The sequence below is a fragment of the Alteromonas sp. C1M14 genome (genome assembly GCF_018860965.1).
In the GTDB taxonomy this organism is placed as follows: domain Bacteria; phylum Pseudomonadota; class Gammaproteobacteria; order Enterobacterales; family Alteromonadaceae; genus Alteromonas.
The window spans coordinates 67532-89875 of sequence record NZ_JAHKQF010000002.1 but is presented as its reverse complement, the minus strand read 5'-3'; the positions used below and the strand labels follow the sequence as shown (position 1 = coordinate 89875).

Below are 22344 nucleotides of genomic sequence, written 5' to 3'. Positions count from 1 at the left end.
CCTATAAGGGATAATTCCTTTTTATTCTCTTAGCAAGCAACAACATGACAAACACTTTTGCTTCGAACTGGCTATCCTTAGACGCTGCATTGCAGCATGCCTACGCTTCCTTAACGCCAGTCACAGAATCTATCACATTGTCGATAGACGCCGCGTTAGGACACGTTACGGCAGAAGATATCGTGGCTCCTGTTGATGTGCCGCCAGCGGATAATTCCGCCATGGACGGCTATGCCTTATATGCCAGTGATACCCATCTGTCCACGCCGTTACCCGTTATCGGAAGTCAATTTGCCGGCATGCCTAAAGCCGAGGACACGTTACAAAAAGGCACAGCATTGCGAATTATGACCGGTGCCCTTATCCCTGCTGGCGCAGATTGCGTGGTCATGCAAGAAAATACCACTGCAAACCACGACACTATCACCGTTAACAAACCCGCCTTGGTGGGTGAAAATATTCGTCGCGCAGGCAGTGATATTCGCGCGAACACCTCGGTGATCCCTAAAGGTACCCTCTTAGCTGCAAGCCATCTGGTATTGCTTGCATCCATGGGGATCCACCAAGTTTTGGTGAATCGCCCTCTTAAAGTGGGTTTAATGGCCACCGGCGATGAATTAAAAGAAGCCGGTGAATCTTTGTCTTGTGGACAAATCTACGAATCTAACCGGACAGGAACACGGGCATTGCTTGCCCACCTACCCGTTGACATTACCGATTATGGGATTATTCCTGATGATAAAAAGGCACTAGAGCAGGTGTTATCTCAGGCGGCCAAAGACCAAGATTTACTGATCAGCAGTGGTGGTGTTTCCGTAGGCGATGCCGACTACGTTAAAGATATCGTGCAATCCTTAGGTAAAATCAATTTTTGGAAAATTGCCATCAAACCCGGCAAACCTTTCGCCTTTGGCCGTTTAGGAGACTGCGTTTTTTGCGGTGTTCCAGGCAACCCAGTTTCTGCTTTTGTGACCACCCAACAAATTGTTTTACCCATTATTAAAAAAATGATCGCCATTGCGTGTAGCAAACCCCTTCGGCAATTGACGCTTAGCGCTACCCTGGCTAAGCCGGTATCAAGAAAACCCGGCCGTGAAGAATTTGTACGTGCCGTACTGACCCAGCATGATGATGGTGAATATGTTGTACACCCCTTGGCGAAGCAAAGCTCTGGCGTAATGACCACTGTCACCCAAGCAAATAGCTACCTGATTATCCCGGCAGAGGTTGCCGCTTTAGAGGAAGGGGCTAAGGTAACCGTTCAGCCTTTCTCGCTTTTTCCTTTTGTAGAGTAAAAATGAAAAACATGTTGTCCCCACGCTTTGTTCTTGAGAGCCGGCGCTTGATTTCCCTTGCCTGGCCGTTGCTTATTGCCCAGATCACACAAATGTTGATGGGCGTCGTCGACACGATTATGGCCGGGCATTACAGCGCCACCGATATGGCAGCTGTGGCCCTTGGGTTTAGCATCATTATTCCATTGCAATGCTTTATACAGGGTGTCGCCCTTGCCATTCCGCCTATCTTATCTCGGCTTCATGGTAAGGGTCATTCAGATCAGGTCGCGCACGCTGCCCAGCAGGCTGGCTATTTGCTCTTCGCCATTAGTCTGCTTGTTCTGTTAATTTGGCCGTTTACACCGCAATTAGTGGCGCTTTTCCCCATGGAGGAAGCCTTATACACCATTACCGTTGACTATGTGCAATTCGTATTACTGTCCATGCCCGGCTTTGCCCTCTATCAATGGCTACGTAATTATTGCGAAGGCTTAGGCACAACCAAGCCCACCATGGCCATCACGCTGATCGGCTTAGGCTGTAATGTGATAGGAAATTATCTTTTCATTTACGGCGTTGGCCCAATCCCAGCATTTGGGGGCGCAGGATGTGGTATCTCTACCACTATCGTTATTTACACCATGTTTTTTGCTTCGTTGGTGTACGTCAGCGTTTCTCGACGCTTAACACGCTATGGACTTTTCAATCGCCTTCATCTACCCGCCGTTACGCCCATTTGGCGAACATTCAAGTTAGGCTTGCCTGTGGCCATGACCTTGTTGTTTGAAGTTACCCTGTTTGCTGTTGTCGCCCTGATGCTTGCTCCTTTTGGTGCAACCACAGTGGCGGCTCACCAAATCGCCCTTAATTTTAGCGCTATCATGTTTATGTGCCCGCTAAGTTTAGGTATGGCCTTGTCCATAAGGGTGGGCTATAGAATGGGACAAAAGAATCCCGCACAGGCAAAAACCGTGGTTAAAGCGGGTTTAGCCATTGGCATGTGCGTAGCCACGCTCACCGCAAGCTTTACCCTGCTGGCTAAAAGCACCATTATTGCTTTGTACACCCAAGATGAAACCGTGTTTGCATTAGCCAACGCATTATTGATTTATGCGGCAATATTTCAGTTTTCAGATGCGATTCAGGTGTTATCAGCCAACGCATTGCGTGGTTACAAAGACACCACATCCATGTTTATTATTACCTTTATCGCTTACTGGTTAGTGGGACTACCCACTGGCTTGATTTTAGGCAGAACAGATTGGCTTACCGATGAACCGCTTTCGGCAGCAGGTTTTTGGATAGGCATCATTGTAGGACTAAGTTGTGCAGCAATCTTGCTGGGCAGCAGAGTGATTTATATTCAACGTCGCCATGGGTCGTCATCATGATGAGATGGTGTGGCTGAACCGGAATCATCAGCGTGTTGCTGCCAAGCATCGCCAATAATGGGATCCTCTTCATCACTTTGTTCCCATTGATATTGTTTAACCACGGGCTTGGGATCTTGTCTGCCAAATAATAAAGCCGCCAACGTGCCGCCTATTGCGCCAAAAAAGTGGGCTTCGTAAGAGATATGGGGATCCCGAGGAAAAATGGTCATAACCATGCCGCCGTAAAGAAAAAAGGCGATCATCATGAGCCCCACCGAACGGGCATCTCGGCGCATAATGGCAATAACAAAAAGGTAAAAAAACAACCCATGGGCCACTCCACTGGCCCCCACATGCACTGATGGTCGTCCCCACAGCCATACGCCAATGCCCGAGCCCAGCCAAGAAAACGCCAGTGCTTTTAACCGGGTTTTGGGATAGCCATATACCAGTGCCCCACCCAGAATGATTAACGGTAAGGTGTTATTAAACAAATGCTCATAGGAGCCGTGCACTAACGGCGCACTCATTACCCCAACGAGGCCACGCAACGACAGCGGTGTGATCCCTAAATACGTTAGGGGTAAATCAAATAGCACACCGGCTGACTGTATAATCCAAAGCACCATTACGCACAATGAACTCAACGTCAGTGATTGCATAAGGGCGTCACGTTGGTTTTTTGTTTTCATCTAGAAGATATGAGGACGCGGGATGAAAACTCAAACCGCTAACTGGGGATTTTCAACCAATCTTCTGGTGTATCTATGTCCCATCGCGCTTGCGGGTGATCAACCCCAATACACTCCGAAGGTGATTGTAACAAGGGGGCTGCACCTTTTTCGCCGGCTAACGCCGCTAGTTTGGAAAAATCCTTAGCGGGAAAGATAGCTGGCGACATACGTCTTCCCATCACCACACTGGCAACACGTAAATTCGGCGTTTGTTTTAGCTGTTCCACTAGCCCATATATTGAGTGTGTGGTAATGGCAGCGCCATCTCCCGTACCCACAATAACATGGCTAGGGCGGGAGTCTGCATCAACGGTCATTATGGCCTTTACACCACGGGCGATACTACTTCCCATTCCTAAGGACCATTGTGCATTGTGGACAATAGTACAGTTTTCGTGGCTAAGGCCTGTCTGTAACCGGTCGTGATAGCGGCCTGTTACCACAATAGGAGGAACCGCACACAAGGGCGCATATTGTTTTAGCACATAATTGATAAGTGCGTTTCCAGATGGATGACGGCTGAGTAACTTATTCCCCTGATAGCGGACACTTTCACCACCGGCAAGAATGACAGCGGCTAGCTTTATCGACATGGTTTCCCTTTTAACCCGTCGGCGGGCTTGTCATGAAACACCCCATGAGCCTGGCTCAGCATAGACAAAGCGATGGATTCAGGCAGGTCGCCACCAATAGATAATCCCGCCGGCGCAAATAGATTGACGGGTAAATCCTGTTCCGTGATCCCTGCTTCATCTAGCACTCGCTCAGCTCGGTGCCACGGACCAAGTAACGCTAGATATTGAAGCTTTTCTGGGGAGACCTTCGCCAACGTACGTAAACTATCGGCATCCATTCCCACATGGTGATGCATAACAATGACTCCGTTAGCTTTGTGGTACCAGGGCCCTTGTTCGATAGCATTGGCAGGTAATGCCGTGGTTTGTGTCGCAGAGGTAAAATCCTTGGCTCTTGCGTAACGGGGGCGACTATCGTTGACCAATACGTGCCACCCTAGTCGTGTTGCTATATCGGACACGGGAATGGCATCTACCCCGCCCCCTAAAATCGCTAACACCGGCGGCGGTGTCACTTGGCAGACAAACTCCCCTGCAATAGGGTGATGAGAGTCACACACCGCGGCTTTTGGTTCACCCTCTCGAAGAGGTTGTACATAAGAACAGGGGGCGGCATTTTGTAGCGCTGATAACACGTTAGGCAACGATAAATAGTCTGTCTCTGCGCTTATTGGCTGTAATAGCAGCGTTACTTCTCCGCCGCACCCTAAACCTAATCGCCAGGCTATGTCACCTTCCTCTTGCATGTCGTAGGTGACGATACGAGATACGTTTCGCTCCCAGCAGCGGCGGGCTTGATGGAGTATATCGCTCTCAAGACACCCCCCTGACACCACACCCAACTGCGTCCCTTGTTCACTAAATAGCATCATTGCACCGGCTTTTCGATACGAAGAACCTTGGGTTGATACGATGGTTGCTAGTAACCATCTCCCTTCGTCCCGTCTGGGATACCAGTTAGAAAGAACATGATAAATATGGTGATTCATAATCTGTGTCTCATACCATGGGTAACAATGAAATATACGATCACTAGCTTCACAGAAATCATCGTGAAAACCCACCCTCTTAATCGCAAAATATCCCGTGTCTTCCTCAAAAGCTGATATAAAGGCGAAAAGCACCTGCAAACCATGGTTAGGTGGCTACATTCGGTTAAAAAACCAGCTTCAGCGCAAATCTAAATATGTTATAGCGAAAAAGCACTTCTCATTTTCTCAAATGACACCAATTATATATAAGTGAAAACAGTTACCTGTTCATTTTTCATTGGCACCATGATTAACTGCCATCAATTACAGGTACGACAAACCAGGTAAGGAAATATAATGCAAGTATTTGACGACAATTCATTATCTATCGGCAACACCCCGTTGGTAAAACTGAATCGAGTAACCGGCGGCAATGTATTCGCAAAAGTAGAGTCACGAAACCCGAGCTTTAGCGTGAAATGCCGTATTGGTGCTAACATGATTTGGGATGCAGAAAAGCGCGGCGTGTTAGGCGAAGGCAAAGAAATTGTTGAACCTACAAGTGGCAACACCGGCATTGCCTTAGCATTTGTGGCTGCTTCTCGAGGTTATAAATTGACTTTAACCATGCCCAGCAGCATGAGCTTAGAACGCCGTAAATTGTTAAAAGCCTTAGGTGCAAATTTGGTATTAACGGAAGCGCCAAAAGGTATGAAAGGCGCGGTTGCGGCGGCCCAAGAAATTGTGGCATCGGATCCAGACAAGTACGTATTATTACAGCAGTTTGACAACCCTGCGAATCCAGAGATCCACGAGAAAACCACAGGACCGGAAATCTGGCAAGCCACCGAGGGTAAAGTAGACGCCTTTGTTGCAGGTGTCGGTACCGGTGGTACCCTTACGGGCGTAACCCGTTACCTCAAAAAAACCCAAGGTAAAGATATTACCGCCATTGCTGTAGAGCCTACAGATTCGCCCGTTATTACCCAAGCATTGAAAGGCGAAGAATTGACCCCTGGACCTCATAAGATCCAAGGGATCGGCGCCGGCTTTATTCCAGGTAACCTAGACCTGTCGTTAATTGACGAAGTTGAACAGGTTAGCAATGATGAATGTATGGCAATGACTCACCGTTTGCTTAAAGAAGAAGGCATTTTAGCTGGGATCTCTTCTGGCGCTGCGGTGGTTGCAGCAAAACGTTTTGCCGAACGCCCAGAGAATAAAGACAAAATTGTCGTGGTTATTCTACCCAGTGGTACTGAACGTTACCTAAGTAGCCCTCTTTTTGCTGGTGAATTCAGCGAACAAGAAGAAAATCAGTAAACAACAACAAAATAGTTAAAAAGCGGGGTGCACACCCCGCTTTTTTTTTGTCATTATGCTTATAGATAACACGTATACATTAAATCTTTCGATACCGTGTACGCTTCATGTATCTCTGCCTTAGGGAATAAAAATAATGGCACGCCTGCTACCACCGACTTACATTTTCGTCATCACAGTGTTTTCCATGTTACTTGCTTCCTGTGGAAAACAAGAAGAAGGACTAGGACGTTACGGAATGTTAGACGATAACACCCCAGATTACGCCGCGGTTAGCTTCATGGAAAGTATCTATCATGATGACAATATTGACGGGGCATTAGCGTTAAGTTCCCAAAGCATGACTCGAATATTGACACGCTATCATTCTAATCGGAATGTGCAGCGTCATATTGTTAATTTGCGCTATGACGAGGTAACTATCACCCCTCAGGGCTCAAATCGTGTGGGCAGAAATCAGTATGCTGAAGAAGCGACAGTAACATTGTTTTTTAGTGGTACATACGGCGATGATAAAATCGAAGATTTACGCACGGTTAAGTTGATCCGGGAAGACGGCCACTGGAAAGTAGATCGCATCGACCCGGATCATTTTATGTAGCCTTTACTGACCGACGGCCACACCTTCACGGCGAGGATCTGCGCCACCGATGAGTTTACCGTCTTTGATCTGCACGCCATGGAGACCCGAATTCAAATCCATGACTTTCACCGGATGACCCAATGCTTCTAGTTCAGGTTTCAGATTTTCAATATCTGTGCCCTTCTCTAGCGCCGTATAGTCATTTCGGTTAGTTACCCGAGGTAAATTAATGGCTTGTTGAATATCCAGGTTGAAATCCAGCACGCCAATAATGGTTTGGGCCACATAATCGATAATACGGCTACCACCCGGTGAGCCTACCACCAATTCAAGGTCTCCTTTATCATCAAACACCATGGTTGGACTCATGGCGCTACGGGGACGCTTTCCAGCCTCAACACGATTTGCCACAGGCCACCCGCCACGTTCAGGGTTAAAGGAAAAGTCGGTTAACTGATTATTCAGCAGAAAACCGTCAACCATTAAGCCGGATCCAAACATAAACTCAATGCTGGTAGTAATAGACACGGCGTTACCGGCCTTATCCACAATCGAAAAATGGCTGGTATTCGGTTGCTCCAAATTCATACCAAGGGTAAGCTTTTCAGGGGTATAGGGCTGACCGGGCTTCGCTTTATGCCATGGTTTTTTAGGATCGATATTTTTTGCCCGCTGAGTTAAATACGGCGCATTGATCAGTGAGGCAAAGGGGATATCCACAAAATCGCTGTCAGCCACAAACATTTCTCTGTCTGCAAAGCTTAAAGCACTGGCCTGAGCGAATACATTAATGAATGCCGCGCTATCCGGCGACATAGCAGCAAGGTTTTGGCCCTCTAATAATTTTAAAATTTGATACACATTAATACCACCGGAGCTTGGCGGCGCCATTCCACACACTTTGTGCGTACGATAATCACCACACACGGGTTTTTTCTTAAGTGCCGTGTAGTTAGCGAGATCTTCAAGGGTCATTTTTCCAGGATTAACCGCTGCGTTGTTAACCGCCTTAACGATTTTTTCCGCCACAGGACCTTTATAAAAATAATCTGTCCCTTCTGCGGCAATATGAGTCAGGGTTTCAGCTAATGCTTTGTTCTTTTTAATTGTCCCTTCTTTTAACGGCAGTCCCGCAGGGTAAAAATAGGTCGCACTGCTTGGGAACTTGCTCAAGCCAGGATGTTTATCTAGCTCAACAAGATGGGCCAAACGGGGTGAAACCCGAAATCCTTTTTCGCTAGTTTCAATTGCATCTGAAAATAATGCATTCCAAGGCAACTTACCAAATTCGCTCTGTGCGGTTTCCAATGCTTTCAGCGCACCGGGAACACCTACGGATTTTCCACCGACCACAGCCTCAATCCATTTCATGGTCTTTTTACCATTGAAAAACCAATAAGGATTTACTGCAGCTGGCGCCGTTTCACGGCCATCAAAGGTATGTAATGTTTTAGTGGTATTATCCCAATACAGAATAAACGCACCACCACCAATGCCCGAAGACTGAGGCTCAACTAAGGTAAGCATCGCCTGTACAGCGACCGCTGCGTCAATTGCCGACCCGCCTTTTTCTATGATGTTCTTACCTGCCCATGAGGCATAAGGGTTAGCTGCAACCACCATGTAGTCATCAGCAACATGCGCTACCTTATGTTCAAACCCAGTGGCGGCCTCTGGTTCATTCCGCTCAACAGCGTAAGATAAAGGAGAGATAGCAAGGGTAAAGCAAACGGCCTTTAGTGTGAAAGCCAAGGTTCCCATAGTAAACTTCAAAGTCAGTGTTCCTCTGTTTTATTTGAATTTTTCCGTATTTAACGGTCGCTTATTTATAAATGCATCAAACGCTTCTTTGGCGGCTTCTGTATTCAGTGCTTCTAAGAAAACATCAAGTTCTTCGTTTATTTGTTGTTGAATTGCATCTTGTTCAGTGGTTAACAGCTTCTTGGTGTGGGTCATGGCAAACACCGGTTTAGACGCCAATTTATTACACACTGAGCTCACTTTTTCCGCGAGTTTTTCAGGTGATTCGATGGCCGTGACCACACCAAACTGATGAGCCTCTTGGGCACCGAACATTTCCCCTAACATTAACCACTCACAGGCTTTTCGACGCCCTGCGATACGGGGAAGTATATAACTAGACGCATACTCTGGCACTAACCCTAAATTGATAAACGGTAGGCAAAACTGAGTGTTAGGATCACAATATACCATATCACAGTGCAACAATAAGGTAGTACCAATGCCTACTGCCACACCTTGAACTTGTGCAACCACCGGCTTGGGAAAGTGTAACAATGCATCCATAAATGCCACAATTTCAGAAATGCTATCGCCTTCATCCCGCTGGGCAAACACTGAGATATCATTGCCGGCACTAAAACACCCACCTTCGCCTTTTAGCAATACAACATTTACAGTGTCATCGTCGGCAGCCGTTTGCAATAGGCTTGCTAACTGGGCGTACATCTCTAGGGTTATTGCATTTTTCTTGTCGGCGCGATTTAAGCTAATAGTAAGGATACGGTTTTTATTCTGCGCTAATACCAGACTCATATGGCCCCCTTTTTTATAAAATGTCGGCAAAGTCAGTGTGTTTTTTTGTATGATAACGATTTATCGCTGTAAATTAAAAAAATTGATGCTGACTAAATTTAAATTATCTTACTACACCGGTCCATTCGTTATTGCCTGTTTGGTATTGATCGCGGGCTATTTTGAACCCTTATCCAGTGAATGGCTTGCCTACGACCGCTATGCCATTGAAGGCATGGAAACGTGGCGACTTTTTACCGGTAACCTCGTTCATACTAACTTTAATCATTTAATGCTTAATCTGGCTGGGCTTATTTTGTTAACCCTGCTGCACTTTCCCCATTATCGTCCTTTACGGTTTATAAAAGTGTTTACTTGGTGTGCCCTAGGGACCAGTTTAGGTATTTACTTTTTCTCCCCTACCCTTATTGGCTACGCGGGCCTTTCTGGGGCACTGCATGGCGTATTTGTATGGGGAGCCTGCATGGATATCCGTAAAAAAATCAACTCGGGGTGGTTGTTGCTTGCTGGCGTCATAGGGAAAATAACTTACGAACAAATGTTTGGTAGTGCCCAAGAGATTGCCGATCTGATTAACGCCACCGTGGCCATCGACGCTCATCTCTACGGTGGTATTGCTGGTTTCATGTTGTTTTTAATAATGCCCGGATTGGGTATGAAACTAGCAAAAAAAAGCGCCTGATAAATCAGGCGCTTAGGCACTACAAGTTGGTTTCGAACAATTTATAAATACGCCGATACTCATTCAACCATGAGCTTGGCTGGATAAATCCATGAGATTCCACCGGATAAATTGCCGTTTCAAAATCCGTCTTCTCTAGCTCAATGAGTCGCTGAACTAAACGAACTGAGTCTTCAAAGAACACGTTGTTATCTACCATGGGTGACACGATCAACAGAGGCTTTTCTAACCCTTGTGCAAAATAGATAGGTGAGCTGCGCTTATAAGCAATGGGGTCAATATCCGGCGTATTGAGAATATTAGAAGTATACCCCGTATTATAATGTGCCCAATCGGTAACGGGCCGCAAGGCTGCTCCTGCTGCAAATAGGTCTGGCTCAGTAAACATCGACATAAAGGTTAAGAAGCCACCATAAGAGCCCCCATAAGTACCAATGCGGTCAGGATCTACCTGTGCGTTATCCACGAGCCACTGCACGCCATCGCGCAAATCTTCAACCTCGGGCTTACCCATATGGCGGTAAATGGCGGTTCGCCAATCTCTGCCGTACCCTTTTGAGGCACGGTAATCCATATCGAGTACCACATAGCCTTGTTGGACCAGCATGCTATGGAACATATATTCGCGGAAATAACCTGACCAACCTAAGTGGGCATTTTGTAAATAACCTGCGCCATGGGTAAAGACCACGGCTCGACGCTTTTCGCCGTTGTTGTCTCCCTTAGGAAGATATACACGGGCATAAATAGGCTGTTCGGTATGGGATGATGGCACGGCGACAACCGTGGGAACGGCCCAAGGTAAATTTAAAAATGTATCACTCACAGTATGGGTGATTTGGCGAGCCAACTGTTTACTGGATACCGATTTAATATAGAGCTCAGGCGGTCGATTAACTTTACTGTGTGTAAGCAGCAATTGTTGTCCATCGGGGCTCAACACATATTCTGTCATGCCATTTAACGCAGTCAGTTGCTCGGTAGCACCGCTTTGGGTATCAACACGATAAACTTCTACAATGCCTGGGTGGGTCTTGTTCGCTTGATAATACAGATATTGATCATCTGCACTTAATGTGGGGTTTTCTACCACATATTGGCCTTGAGTAAGCGCAATGGCTTGTTCGCCAGGCTTTTGTAGATATAAGTGTGAATATCCGTCTTTTTCCGACTGGTAAAACAACGTATGGCTTTGGTGTAACCAACCAAAATGATTGTGGCTATAGTTAATCCAAGCATCATCGTGAAGGCGTTCTTGGGTTAGCAACTTGGCATTATCAAAATCGACAGTGACGATCCAACGATCTTTGTTGTCCCACGCTTCTAGCATAAGCGCTACGTCATCGCCAGAATCATGCCAACGAACAGCTTGTGAGCCACCAAGCAATGTAATATCCCGAGGAAGTCGGTTTACCTGGTAGGTCTCGCCTCTAGCTGCCGCATTTTCAGCTTTAACATCGGCTAAAACATCTTCGTTATAACCCGGTAAATTGACTAAAGAAAGTGGCGTTTTCTTACGCGAGTGCAAGTTTACTAACCAGATATCATGATTTACTGGCTTGGCATCGGCCACACGACTTCGCACACCTATCGACGCTATACGACCGGACTCCTGAACATAGTGAGGCATGATATCCGATTCATCTCGCGAAGAGGTATTTTCTGTCGTTACCACAATGGCATATTTGCCATTAGGGGAAACTGACGCACTAACTAACTTGTCTTGCTTATCAAAAAAGAGAGGCTTTGGCGCATATGCCACGCTCGCGCGACTTAGATCTTCTTCAAATTGCGCAGCATCCTGACGATTTTTTCGTTGTACTTTAACGTAATCTATTAAGCCAATTTGTTCTTTTGCAAGATAATCTTTTGCAGGTTCTACCGCAACAGGCTTGTCGGCAAAACGCCAACTCATTAATTCCTCCCGCTGACCGGTGTGAATATTCATCGCGATAATTTTATTGCCTTGTTGCATCATCAAACGCCCATCGGTCATAAAACGCAAACCGCTAAACGCCTCACCGCCACGAATAAGCTGACGCACAGGCTGGCCTGACTCTTTAACAAATAGACTATTATTTACCCTAAAGGCCGTAACAGTATTATCCGGGTTAACTGTTTTTTCATCGAAACGGTATTCATAACGCTGAGACATAGACACTTTTTTAGCATTCTCAGGGTTACTCACAGGCGCAACAAAAACATCGTTAATCTGGGTCTCTTTTTGTACTTGCTCGTAAACAAGATATTGGCTATCTAAAGACCAACCAGGTTTCTCTGGCGAGCGTCCCATCCATTTTGGATCAGCCATTATTTGCTCAAGGGTGATGGTATCGTTTGTCGCTGGCGTGATTACACCAGTTGGCGTGTAGTTTGCGACCACATTGGTGTTGGTTTCCACCGCTTCTACACTCGAACTGTCATTGGAACTGATAGTGGCACACGCGGTTAATGCCGTACTTAACGCTATCCCTGCTACAAACTTGGGTATTTTTCTCATTATTTTAATCTACTTTGTCATACTGAAAGCCCTAGTCATTATACAAAAACGACAAATAAAATCAGGCGGACTTCATCGACGGTGTAAGTTGCCTTAGCGTAAAACAAAAAAAGATTAAAAACGGGGTGGACTAATTACTGACACCTAAGCTGTGTTGGGTTTTATTGAGACAAAAAAAAGCCCCGCTAAATTAGCGGGGCAATCAAGCACACTCAACTTGGAACACACTTTAACAAAAACGTAAGAGCAAGGAAGCTCCGGAAAAAACGTTTTTTGCTAACTGCATAGATTTAGTCAACGGGTCTATAAGATAGTTCAGTAAAAATGATTTTTTTTGAAAAATGAAATAATAAAGGATACTAAAAAGATGGGGAGGTGAAGCAAGCAGCGGGATTTAAGCATTACTAACGTATTGAAGTTCGCCAAAACACCATACGAAAAAACGCCCGCATACTTGCTTAAAAATCAGATTATCAGCTTTGTTGCAAAAATGCTTCCAAAATAACGCCTTCTTTACAAAAAAACTTTAGTTACCAAACTGGTCCAATGCTTGGGCAAAATCAGCGATGAGATCCTGGGTATCTTCAATCCCAATAGATAATCTAATCATGCCTTCCGAAATGCCCATTTTTGCCCGCTCTTGAGGTCCGTTTTCAAAGAAGATGGTGGAGGCAACGGGAAGTGCGAGGGTTCTGTTATCCCCAAGATGGGTAGCACTAATCACCAATGCTAACGCGTTGAGAAACTCTCTAACGTCGATGTCCTCTGCCAGATCAAGACTTAATATCGCCCCATAACCATTGTCTAAGATATCCCGCGCAATAAAATGCTGTGGATGGTCGGCTAAACCTGGGTAATAAACATGGGCTACTTTCGGGTGGTTGTGTAGAAAAGTGGCCAATTCCATGGCGTTGTGACAATTGCGCGCCATTCTTAACGCTAACGTTTCTAGGCCGGTAGCTATGGCATGAGCAGAACCAGGTGCCAAGGTGGCGCCCATATCTCTAAGCCCTTTTTTCTTTATCTGAGTAAGGCCCCATTGTGTTGTATCCGCCACTTTATAACCATCGCTAATGTTTGGATAGGATTGCCAATCATAATTACCCAAATCAACCACGACTCCGCCTAACACATTACCATGGCCTGACACGTATTTTGTTAAAGAGGTAACAACCAAGGACGCACCGGTTTCTTGCGCACTGAACAATGGCGGTGGGGTCATGGTGTTATCAAGAATAAATAACACATTCTTTTCAGCACAAAATTGACCAATAGCTCGAACATCTGCAACTTGTGTTACTGGGTTAGCCACCGTTTCTGTAAAAACCATTCGGGTATTAGGCTGATAGACCGCTTTTACTTCTTCTACCGATGTAACATCAGCAAAACTAATTTGAATACCGAGATCGCAAAGGGTATCCATTAAACAACGGGTATTTCCAAAGAGGTATTGGCTAACAATAATATGGTCTCCGGCTTTAAGCAGAGACAAAAATGTGCTGCTAATCGCGGCCATACCGGTAGCAAAACAAACACCGCCAATCCCACTTTCAAGCTCACTTAGCATAGTTTGTAATGCGACTACTGACCCCGACGAGGAACGAGAGTAGACATGTCCAGCCTGTTTGCCTTGAAATACATCAATCAAACCTTGTACATCTTCAAAGGCAAATAGCACTGAATTTGTTGTACCAGTATGAATAGCGCCATGCTCGGGGTGATTCAGTAATCTATCGGCATGTACCTGACGGGTAGTAAATCCCTGTTTACTCACAACGTGTAACTCCACAACTAATAATTCGAAAGAAACAGACCCCATTATCTGTCTAATAAGGCTAAATGGTATTGAACCAGGCTGACACTAGGTGGCCTAAAATCGAGATGATAAAATGGGCTGGAATTTCTTAATAATACCGTAAAGCGGGCCTCCATCCCAGTACCAAATAATTCTGAGGTCTTTTCTTTTGCACAAATTTTAAAGGTGCAATGGGTCTTAGACACGGTTTCAAACAACACATGCGCATAAGCTTGGTTGCTGCTTTTGCGTTTAAAGGCGCGGCCAAATAGGTTGCACGTCGAGTTAACCCAAACGAGGATATTGTCACCTTTAGAAAAACAGTGTTTTCATTTTCCACAGAATTGAAATAGCTATCCTAATTTCTTTAAAAAATTTGAATTTTAGGGCTCGTATTTTACGCCAGCGGTGGCATAATGCCGAACTCGCTTAATTATCACGCAACGTGAGGAAAAATTGTGTTTGAAGTATTGCCCCAACTCGCTCCTGATCCTATTCTTGGTTTATCTGCCTCTTTTCGCGAAGACACCAACTCCGCCAAAATAGATTTGGGTGTGGGTGTTTATAAAGATGAACAAGGTAATACCCCTATTATGTCGTCTGTTGCCAAAGCACAGACTATTCTTTTAGAACGTGAAACCTCGAAAACATACATCACACCTCAAGGCCATCAAGGCTATATTGACGGCATGTTGCAACTGCTTTTAGGTAATAACAGTGGTGTACTACTGGCCGATCGTGTTGCTGCTGTTCAAGCGCCCGGCGGATGTGGTGCATTAAGAATACTTGCCGAACTTTTAGCTCGCTGTCCAGAAAAGGCAAAAGTCTGGGTCAGTGATCCTACTTGGGCGAACCATATTCCATTGATTGGCTCTGCGGGCCTTGAAATCGAAACCTATCCTTACTTCGACAAAGCGGCTGCTGGTATTAATTTTGATGCCATGATGGAAACGCTGAAAAAGACCGGTAAAGGCGATGTCGTCTTGTTGCACGGTTGCTGCCACAACCCTACTGGCGCCGATTTAACCAACGCCCAATGGGATGAGATATTAACCCTGGCGCAAGAAAGAGGCTTTCTGCCCTTTATTGATGTGGCCTACTTAGGCTTTGGCGATGGGTTAGATGAAGATGCCTATGGTATCCGCTTGTTAGCGGAAAACTTACCCGAAGTAATTATTGCAGCCTCTTGTTCGAAAAATTTTGGTTTATACCGTGAACGCACCGGCTTAGCCGCAATCATTACGGCTGACAGCAAAACCCGCAAAATCGTGCAAGGGCAGATTCAGTCAGTAGCTCGGGGGATCTATTCTATGCCTCCAAGTTGGGGGGCAGCACTGGTAGATATCATTCTTGCTGACAATGCACTAAAAAGTGAATGGGTATCAGAAGTCAATGAAATGCGAAACCGCATGCAAACCCTCAGAACGATGCTGGTGGATAGACTAGAGAAAAATGGTGCAGATAAAGACTTTAGTTTCTTAAATACACAAAAAGGCATGTTTTCGTTTTTGTGTATCAGTCCAGAGCAAGTACGTGAGGTTCGTGCAAAACATAGCGTGTACTTTGTCGATTCAAGCCGCGTAAATGTGGCAGGTATTAACAAGAATAACGTGGATGCACTCGCCAAAGCCCTCGTTTCTGTTTTATAGAAAATACGAAAAAAGCAGCGCTACGGCGCTGCTTTTTAAAAATATTCTAAATCACGATACGTCTCTTCATCTACCTCGACGCTAGTATCGCGATGATAAATAGCCAGTTCCATTAACCGCTCTTCCAAACGCTCGCCCACCGCATGTAAAAGGGCCGTAAAATCGGTCATATTGTCATTGTTCAGCGCCTGACTTATTGTCCCTTCTATGCACTGATTAACCTCTTCTCCCTGCTGCGCCGTTAAATTCCCTGCTTTCACCGCGGCTGTAACCGAACCAGTAAGTGATGACGCAAGTTTCATATTTGCTTTAACCACATCAGCATGGGCCTTGTCACCTAGCTGAACAATGTTCGTTAAATCTCTTTGCGTATCCACTAACGCTTGCTCCTGTAAAAGACATTTGTAGCGCGCATTAAGAGAAGGCAATAATTTAGCGCCCAGTGTGGTTATTACTTCAAAGATTGCTGGATCTTGATGCTCCACACTTTTAATGAGTAAGGAAATATCATCGTCGTTGATCATAGCTCGGCGTCCGAAACAGTAGACACCACCTTGTTTACGAAGTACAGAAAACACCTTTTTAGTTGTATCATCACAACAGGTTAAATCGGTATCAAAATACAGCGGCGAACGAATATTTCTAAACTCTATGGCGGCATAGATACCGTGTAACCGCAATGCGCTTAAAGTAACCCTAGCGATTTCCCGAGCATCGGTAGCATGATTTCCTTGACTCAGTATGTCCATTCCCAATTCGAAAATCGCTGAACGGGTGAGTGCCCTCTTTGTCGCTTTTAAAGTCTGAATATTGTCGGCTTGCATCTCCCTAAGGGTAAGGATCTGATTTTTTATCGACAATAACGTTTCGGTAAACTGTATCACCTTATAGGGTTTGGTTATGTAATAAGAGACGCCACCATTGTAAGCACTAATCATACTCGCTTCTCTGGCATCTTCGGTAACGACAACCACTACGGGGGCTTGCAGACTAGACTGAGAATTGCGGTTATTAACAGTAATCGCGGTGGCTTTGTGATCACCGACTTCCCAATCACATAACACGATATCAAAGTGATCTTCGCGCAGTTTTTTTTGGGCAAGGGTAAAATTATCGACTCTCGATACAACAAAATCATCTGAAAGTGACAGTTGATATACTTCTGCCTGAATTTCGTCGCCTTCGACTATCAGCAAATTCACCTATATGCCCCTAGAAAACCAAATTTATTCTTATAGTTATAGTAGCAGGCAGGTAAAGTTGCACAATGAACTGAAAAAAAACTCAACAGAAAAGAAACACACACCTTGTTGCGGTTGAAAGCCGTATCGACAATGACGCCCCCTTATAACAAGGAACGATTAAGCTGCCACATCTTTCATACTGGCTTGCCGTTGAGCCACTTCAACGATTTCCTGTACCTTGCGACAGGCATGAACATGTTTGGCATCACGCTGATAGTAAACTTGTTCAATAATGCCCCCTTTTTCATCGATGAGAAACGCAGCTAACTTGGCTTTCTTATGCGGCAAGTACCACTGGTGCAGTTTAAGCATACGATGAGCAGGTAACCCCATGATCTTTTGAACGATACAATAAGGTAAACGCATGGCATTGATGCGCATATCGCCACCCCGTAGCGCCGTGAGCGCCTGAGACGGGTCCTTTCCTTCTTGAACACGTATCCCGTACTGTCCTATTAGGTTATCTACTGTTTTTAAGCCCGTATTCATAAACACCCCCACACACTGTATATGCAAACAGTACTGTATATACGAACACTTATCAAGCAATTTGTCTAAAAAAGCAACGCGCCCTTCTGGCGCGACGACCCTAATTCCGTGATTTATTAAAGTGGTTGGTAGGGTTATCTACACTGGGTGAGCGAAATAAATCACCAATGTCATGCATGATAAGGTATAAGCAAGGCACTAATAACAACGTAATAACAGTGGCAAAAAGGATCCCAAAAGCCAAAGACACGGCCATGGGGATCACAACTTGGGCCTGTAAACTTCGCTCAAAAACAATGGGCATCAAACCTAAAAAGGTGGTTAAAGAAGTTAGTATAATTGCTCTGAATCGTTGTGCTCCCGCCTGTACAATCCCGTCGCTGAGACGATGACCTTCCCGCCGCGCTCTGTTGACAAAATCAACCATGATCAAGCTGTCATTCACCACAACGCCAGTTAACGCGATGATGCCGCATATGGATAACACACTCACCGCTAGCCCAAGTATAAGGTGGCCGAAAATAGCCCCAACAATACCAAAGGGGATCACAGACATGATGATAAATGGCTGAGTATAAGAGCGCAGAGGGATAGCCAGTAAGGCATAAATCACAAATAGCGCAAAGAGTAATCCGTTTAATAAACCCGACATTGCATCGGCTTCTTCTTTGGAATTGCCCTGTAATTGAAATTTAACGTTGGGATAGCGGGTTAGCAAATCAGGCACAATCTGAGTTGTGACCTGTTGCGTAATTTCCCCAGGATCTAACCGCCCTTTATCTACTTTAGCGGTAACCGTAACCGAGCGGCTACCATCTACACGAACAATGGCGTCATAGCCTTGACCTAAAGTGATTTTACCCACTTCTTCAAAAGGAATATCTTCGCCATTGTTGCCCCTAACCCGCATTTGTTGCAGATGGCTAATCGATGAACGAGCCTCTTGGGGATACCGCACCATCACTTTGACTTCTTCATCATCCCGTTGAATACGCTGTACCTCAGCACCATAAAATCCGTATCTCACCTGCTGCCCGAGTTGTTGCAGGGTGATACCCAAAGAATGGGCTTGAGGTGTTAGTGACAATTGTATCTCATCACTGCCACCCGCAAAGGTATCATTTATGTCGGTAACGCCGTTAAAGGTAGCCAAACTTGCTTTTAAATCATCACTGATTTTTTTCAGTTGTTGAATATCTGGCGCACTGAACTCAAAACTGAGATCGGCTCCTGTGCCCATTCCACCTGGGGCGCCAATATTGAATGATTTAACACCTGGGATCTCTGGCATCTCATCCCGCCAGCGCTGATGAATTTCAAAATCCGTCATTGTTCGGGTTTCCCCTTTAGTTAACTCAACAAGCACTTCCCCTCCGGTGGTGCCATTATCAAAAGCGATGGCGTGTTTAATAATAGGGTTGCCAGACATTTGCTCGATTTTGCTGTCCATTCTATACATGGCTTCTAGCATCACACTTATAGTTTCATCCCGTTGTTCAATCGAAGAACCGGGTTCCAATTCAAAGGAGGCCATGATGAAGTCGCTCGGAATATTAGGGAAAAACACAAAGCGCACTAATCCACCGCCAAAAAGTCCGACAGTTAAAATCATCATGGCTACGAATAACGAAAGGGTAAGATAACGATACTCAATGGCACGTCGTAAAAAAGGGGTATATCCCATTTCAACGAAACGTTTTAATCCTTCACTGAAATAGTCTCTAAAGCGCTGGAAGAGATTGGCATTGTTGGGGTGATAGGGGGCTAATTTCATATGCACAAGGTGCGCCGGTAGAATCAACTTTGATTCTACCAGGGAAAACAGTAAACACACGATCACAACCCAGCCGATAGTTTTCCAGATAATCCCAAAGGGCCCGGAAACCATTAGCATGGGGGTGAATGCAGCAACGGTAGTCAGCACGCCAAAGGTCGCTGGCATGGCCACCTTCTTTACGCCAATGATAACGTTTTCGGCGTTATGGCCTTTTTTGTCTATTTCTGAATATGCCGACTCCCCCATAATAATGGCATCATCCACCACTATGCCGAGCACCAGAATAAAGGCGAATAGACTCAACATGTTTATGGAAACCCCTATGGGTTCTACGGGCATAACAAATAGAGCCCCTAAAAAGCATACCGGTAACCCCCAGATAACCCAGAAGGCCAATTTGATTTTTAAAAACAGCGACAACACAAGGAAAACCAACAAGGCGCCAAAAACCATATTTTCCAGCATCATATTTAAGCGATCGGACAAGTAGAAAGAAGAGTCTCCCCAACTGTCAGCGGTTATGTGATTGGGAAAGCTATTTTTGTGCTCATCGATATAGCGATTTACCTGTTCGGAGATATCAAGGGAATTTTGATCGCCTACCGCCCTGACCCGAATATGAATGGCCCCCTTGCCATCGAATTGAGAAAACTGTTGCTCCTCAACAAAACCGTCATTTATTGTTGCCACATCACCGAGGAGGACACGGGCGCCGCTGTTATCGTTAAGTAACACAATTTTAGCGAAATCATCGCCTCTATAGGCCTGACCTTTGGTCCGCAACAAAATATCACCGTTGTCTGTTTTAATTGCGCCTCCAGGCAGGTCAATACTCGATTGCCGCACCACATTAACCACGTCAGTAAAGGTAAGGTTGTATTTTTGCAGTGCCAGTTCCGATAGCTCGATGGCGACCTCGTACTCTCTTGCGCCGACAATAGAAACCGATGAAATCCCCGGCAGGTTAGCGATATCGTCTCGAATCTGTTTCGCAAATTCTTTCATTTCTCGTTCCGATGCATCGCCATGCACCGAAATCCAAATCACATCTTGTTGAATTTTCTGTCGATAAACCAACGGTTTTTCCGTATTAACGGGAAAGCTAGGAATGGCATCAACTTGCACTTTAACTTCGTCTAATACCGACTGCACATCATAGTTTTCTTCAACTTCGATACTTACCGTACCTAATCCTTCCACTGCTGTAGAGGTGATCTGCTTTATCCCATCGAGTTCTTTGAGGGCATCTTCTATCTTAAGTATCACCCCTTCTTCAACTTCTTGTGGTGCAGCCCCTAAATAGGGAACCCGGACATTAATCACATCAATTTCGAAAGCGGGAAAGACTTGTTTTTGAATTGATATTGCTGAAAAAACACCACCAATGATTAATATACACATTAGTAAATTCGCCGCTACGCTGTTGCGGGCGAACCATGCGATCATGCCACTATGGGTATCGTTCTTGGTCATTGAACGACTCCATCAGCGCCCAAGGTTTGCGTAATAGGATTTTCTGATGGTGGTGTGCTTTGTGAATCATCTGACCTTCGCACAGCCATTCCATTATAAGGATTAGGCACCACGCTAAAGACCACATCCTGCCCATCTGATAAGCCATCTTTAATAAAAACTTGGGTAGCCGTTGTACGCACCACGTCTACTGGTTGAATCTCTATTTGATTATTGTCTGACACAGTCAGTACCGTATTGTCCAACCGCAAGACATGCCGCGGCAAAACAAATAAAGATTGCGTATCGTTGCCGAAAATATCAGCCTCAACAAATTGCCCGAATCGTAAAATAGGGTTGTGCCTTGCGGTGTTGTAGGGCACATCCACCTGAGCGACTAGGTACATCACACGGCTTGAAGCGTCAAACACCCCTTCTGAACGCACTAAGCGCGCAGGCCATTGCTGCAGGCTACCAGCTACTTCAGCTTTAAGCACAATAGCGGTGGAATGGCTTAAATCAGATTGTAAGTTAATAAATGGAAGCTCAGATTCTATGATGGGTAAGCGAATTTCTGCAATATCAGTGGAATAGAGGGTTCCCACCTGGGCGCCAATAGGAACAAATTGGCCAAAATCGATAGCTCTTTCCACCACAATGGCATTGTAAGGCGCCCTTAGTTCAGTACGTGCTAAGTTACGTTTCGCCATCGCGTACTTCGCCTTTGCACCTTTCACATTGGCTTGTTCCATTGCTAATTGCGGCTTACGTAACCCCAGCTCTGGAGGAACCGGGGTATTGACTGAACGCCACTGGGTTTCTGCCACCCTCCCCCGGGCAATTTCTTCATCGAGGGCTGCCTCTGCCCTAGCAAGTTCTGCCTCAGCTAAACGGAGTTCCGTTTCATAGTCTTCTTGTTCTAATACGGCTAACACGTCCCCTTTTTGTACCCTGTTGCCCACTTCAAACGTTGGCGCTATCTGCACCACGTTGCCACTTACCTGTGAACTTAATCGGGTTTGATTTTTGGGGCTTACGTTACCTTGGGAATGAACAATAAACTGCGTATCAGTGCGATATACCGGGTGCGCCTCGACCAGTATCGGCTTGGTTTCCATGGGCATTTTTTCTGGCGCTGATTTCGTAAAGATCATAACCCCAGCAATGGCCAAGGCCAAGACAATAACAATCAAAGGACCCATTATTTTGAGTAAACGGCGCGTCGACATCTCACTTCCTTTTAAAACGCTCAGAGTCTTAACAATAGCCTCTGGTAACTCACACAGACAACTATCTAATAGTTCAACCTAGCCGCCATGACAACAAATGTGTTTTTCAGTTTACCCCGATAACCCAACTTGCGC

17 protein-coding genes are annotated in these 22344 nt (G+C 45.5%); 6 read left to right on the top strand and 11 right to left on the bottom strand.

Translation table 11 applies throughout. The annotated features are described in order from the left end of the window. The first annotated feature begins 44 nt into the window (after positions 1-44). Both glp and KO501_RS00890 read left to right on the top strand, forming a co-directional pair. Complete coding sequence (gene glp / locus KO501_RS00895; RefSeq protein ID WP_216027765.1) at positions 45-1295, top strand: gephyrin-like molybdotransferase Glp; 1251 nt, start codon at positions 45-47, stop codon at positions 1293-1295. Between the two features lie 11 nt (positions 1296-1306). Further along, entirely contained in the window at positions 1307-2668 is a 1362-nt protein-coding gene (locus tag KO501_RS00890) for an MATE family efflux transporter (protein WP_216028170.1), read from the top strand. Here KO501_RS00890 and KO501_RS00885 read toward each other — a convergent pair. The 3 genes from KO501_RS00885 to KO501_RS00875 all read right to left on the bottom strand — a co-directional run bounded on the left by KO501_RS00885 (position 2641) and on the right by KO501_RS00875 (position 4948). Next, complete coding sequence (locus KO501_RS00885) at positions 2641-3312, bottom strand: rhomboid family intramembrane serine protease (protein WP_252728048.1); 672 nt, start codon at positions 3310-3312, stop codon at positions 2641-2643. The genes KO501_RS00890 and KO501_RS00885 overlap by 28 nt on opposite strands. 68 nt (positions 3313-3380) lie before the next feature. Then, positions 3381-3977, bottom strand: coding sequence for a nucleotidyltransferase family protein (locus KO501_RS00880; RefSeq protein ID WP_216027763.1), 597 nt, complete (start codon positions 3975-3977; stop codon positions 3381-3383). Next, positions 3968-4948, bottom strand: coding sequence for an XdhC family protein (locus KO501_RS00875; RefSeq protein WP_216027762.1), 981 nt, complete (start codon positions 4946-4948; stop codon positions 3968-3970). Before KO501_RS00875 ends, KO501_RS00880 begins: the two co-directional genes overlap by 10 nt. 339 nt (positions 4949-5287) lie before the next feature. Between KO501_RS00875 and cysK the strand changes: the two genes are divergently transcribed. Further along, positions 5288-6253: a cysteine synthase A gene (cysK, locus tag KO501_RS00870; RefSeq protein ID WP_216027761.1), complete on the top strand. Its 966-nt coding sequence runs from the start codon at positions 5288-5290 to the stop codon at positions 6251-6253. Between the two features lie 136 nt (positions 6254-6389). Beyond that, positions 6390-6854 carry a hypothetical protein gene (locus tag KO501_RS00865; protein ID WP_216027760.1) on the top strand — a complete coding sequence of 155 codons (465 nt, stop codon included), beginning with the start codon at positions 6390-6392 and terminating at the stop codon, positions 6852-6854. 3 nt (positions 6855-6857) lie between these two features. Here the strand turns inward: KO501_RS00865 and ggt are convergent, their stop codons facing one another. Next, positions 6858-8597, bottom strand: a complete 1740-nt coding sequence (gene ggt / locus KO501_RS00860; RefSeq protein WP_216028169.1) for a gamma-glutamyltransferase — start codon at positions 8595-8597, stop codon at positions 6858-6860. Positions 8598-8627: 30 nt separating this feature from the next. Then, positions 8628-9392: an enoyl-CoA hydratase-related protein gene (locus KO501_RS00855; protein ID WP_216027759.1), complete on the bottom strand. Its 765-nt coding sequence runs from the start codon at positions 9390-9392 to the stop codon at positions 8628-8630. 85 nt (positions 9393-9477) lie between these two features. On the opposite strand from KO501_RS00855, the gene rrtA reads away from it, so the two are divergent. Continuing rightward, positions 9478-10074, top strand: coding sequence for a rhombosortase (gene rrtA, locus KO501_RS00850; protein WP_216027758.1), 597 nt, complete (start codon positions 9478-9480; stop codon positions 10072-10074). Positions 10075-10093: 19 nt separating this feature from the next. Here the strand turns inward: rrtA and KO501_RS00845 are convergent, their stop codons facing one another. Both KO501_RS00845 and KO501_RS00840 read right to left on the bottom strand, forming a co-directional pair. Then, complete coding sequence (locus KO501_RS00845) at positions 10094-12574, bottom strand: prolyl oligopeptidase family serine peptidase (RefSeq protein ID WP_216027757.1); 2481 nt, start codon at positions 12572-12574, stop codon at positions 10094-10096. Between the two features lie 526 nt (positions 12575-13100). Continuing rightward, entirely contained in the window at positions 13101-14348 is a 1248-nt protein-coding gene (locus tag KO501_RS00840) for a cystathionine gamma-synthase family protein (protein WP_216027756.1), read from the bottom strand. Between the two features lie 479 nt (positions 14349-14827). Here KO501_RS00840 and KO501_RS00835 point away from each other — a divergent pair, with 479 nt between their 5' ends. Next, positions 14828-16018, top strand: a complete 1191-nt coding sequence (locus KO501_RS00835) for an amino acid aminotransferase (protein WP_216027755.1) — start codon at positions 14828-14830, stop codon at positions 16016-16018. Positions 16019-16053: 35 nt separating this feature from the next. Here the strand turns inward: KO501_RS00835 and KO501_RS00830 are convergent, their stop codons facing one another. The 4 genes from KO501_RS00830 to KO501_RS00815 form a co-directional block, all read right to left on the bottom strand. Continuing rightward, positions 16054-17220 carry a response regulator gene (locus tag KO501_RS00830; RefSeq protein WP_216027754.1) on the bottom strand — a complete coding sequence of 389 codons (1167 nt, stop codon included), beginning with the start codon at positions 17218-17220 and terminating at the stop codon, positions 16054-16056. A 159-nt stretch (positions 17221-17379) separates the two neighbouring features. Beyond that, positions 17380-17751: a hypothetical protein gene (locus KO501_RS00825; protein WP_216027753.1), complete on the bottom strand. Its 372-nt coding sequence runs from the start codon at positions 17749-17751 to the stop codon at positions 17380-17382. Positions 17752-17851: 100 nt separating this feature from the next. After that, complete coding sequence (locus tag KO501_RS00820) at positions 17852-21001, bottom strand: efflux RND transporter permease subunit (RefSeq protein ID WP_216027752.1); 3150 nt, start codon at positions 20999-21001, stop codon at positions 17852-17854. Then, positions 20998-22209 carry an efflux RND transporter periplasmic adaptor subunit gene (locus tag KO501_RS00815; protein ID WP_216027751.1) on the bottom strand — a complete coding sequence of 404 codons (1212 nt, stop codon included), beginning with the start codon at positions 22207-22209 and terminating at the stop codon, positions 20998-21000. Before KO501_RS00815 ends, KO501_RS00820 begins: the two co-directional genes overlap by 4 nt. Positions 22210-22344: the final 135 nt, after the last annotated feature.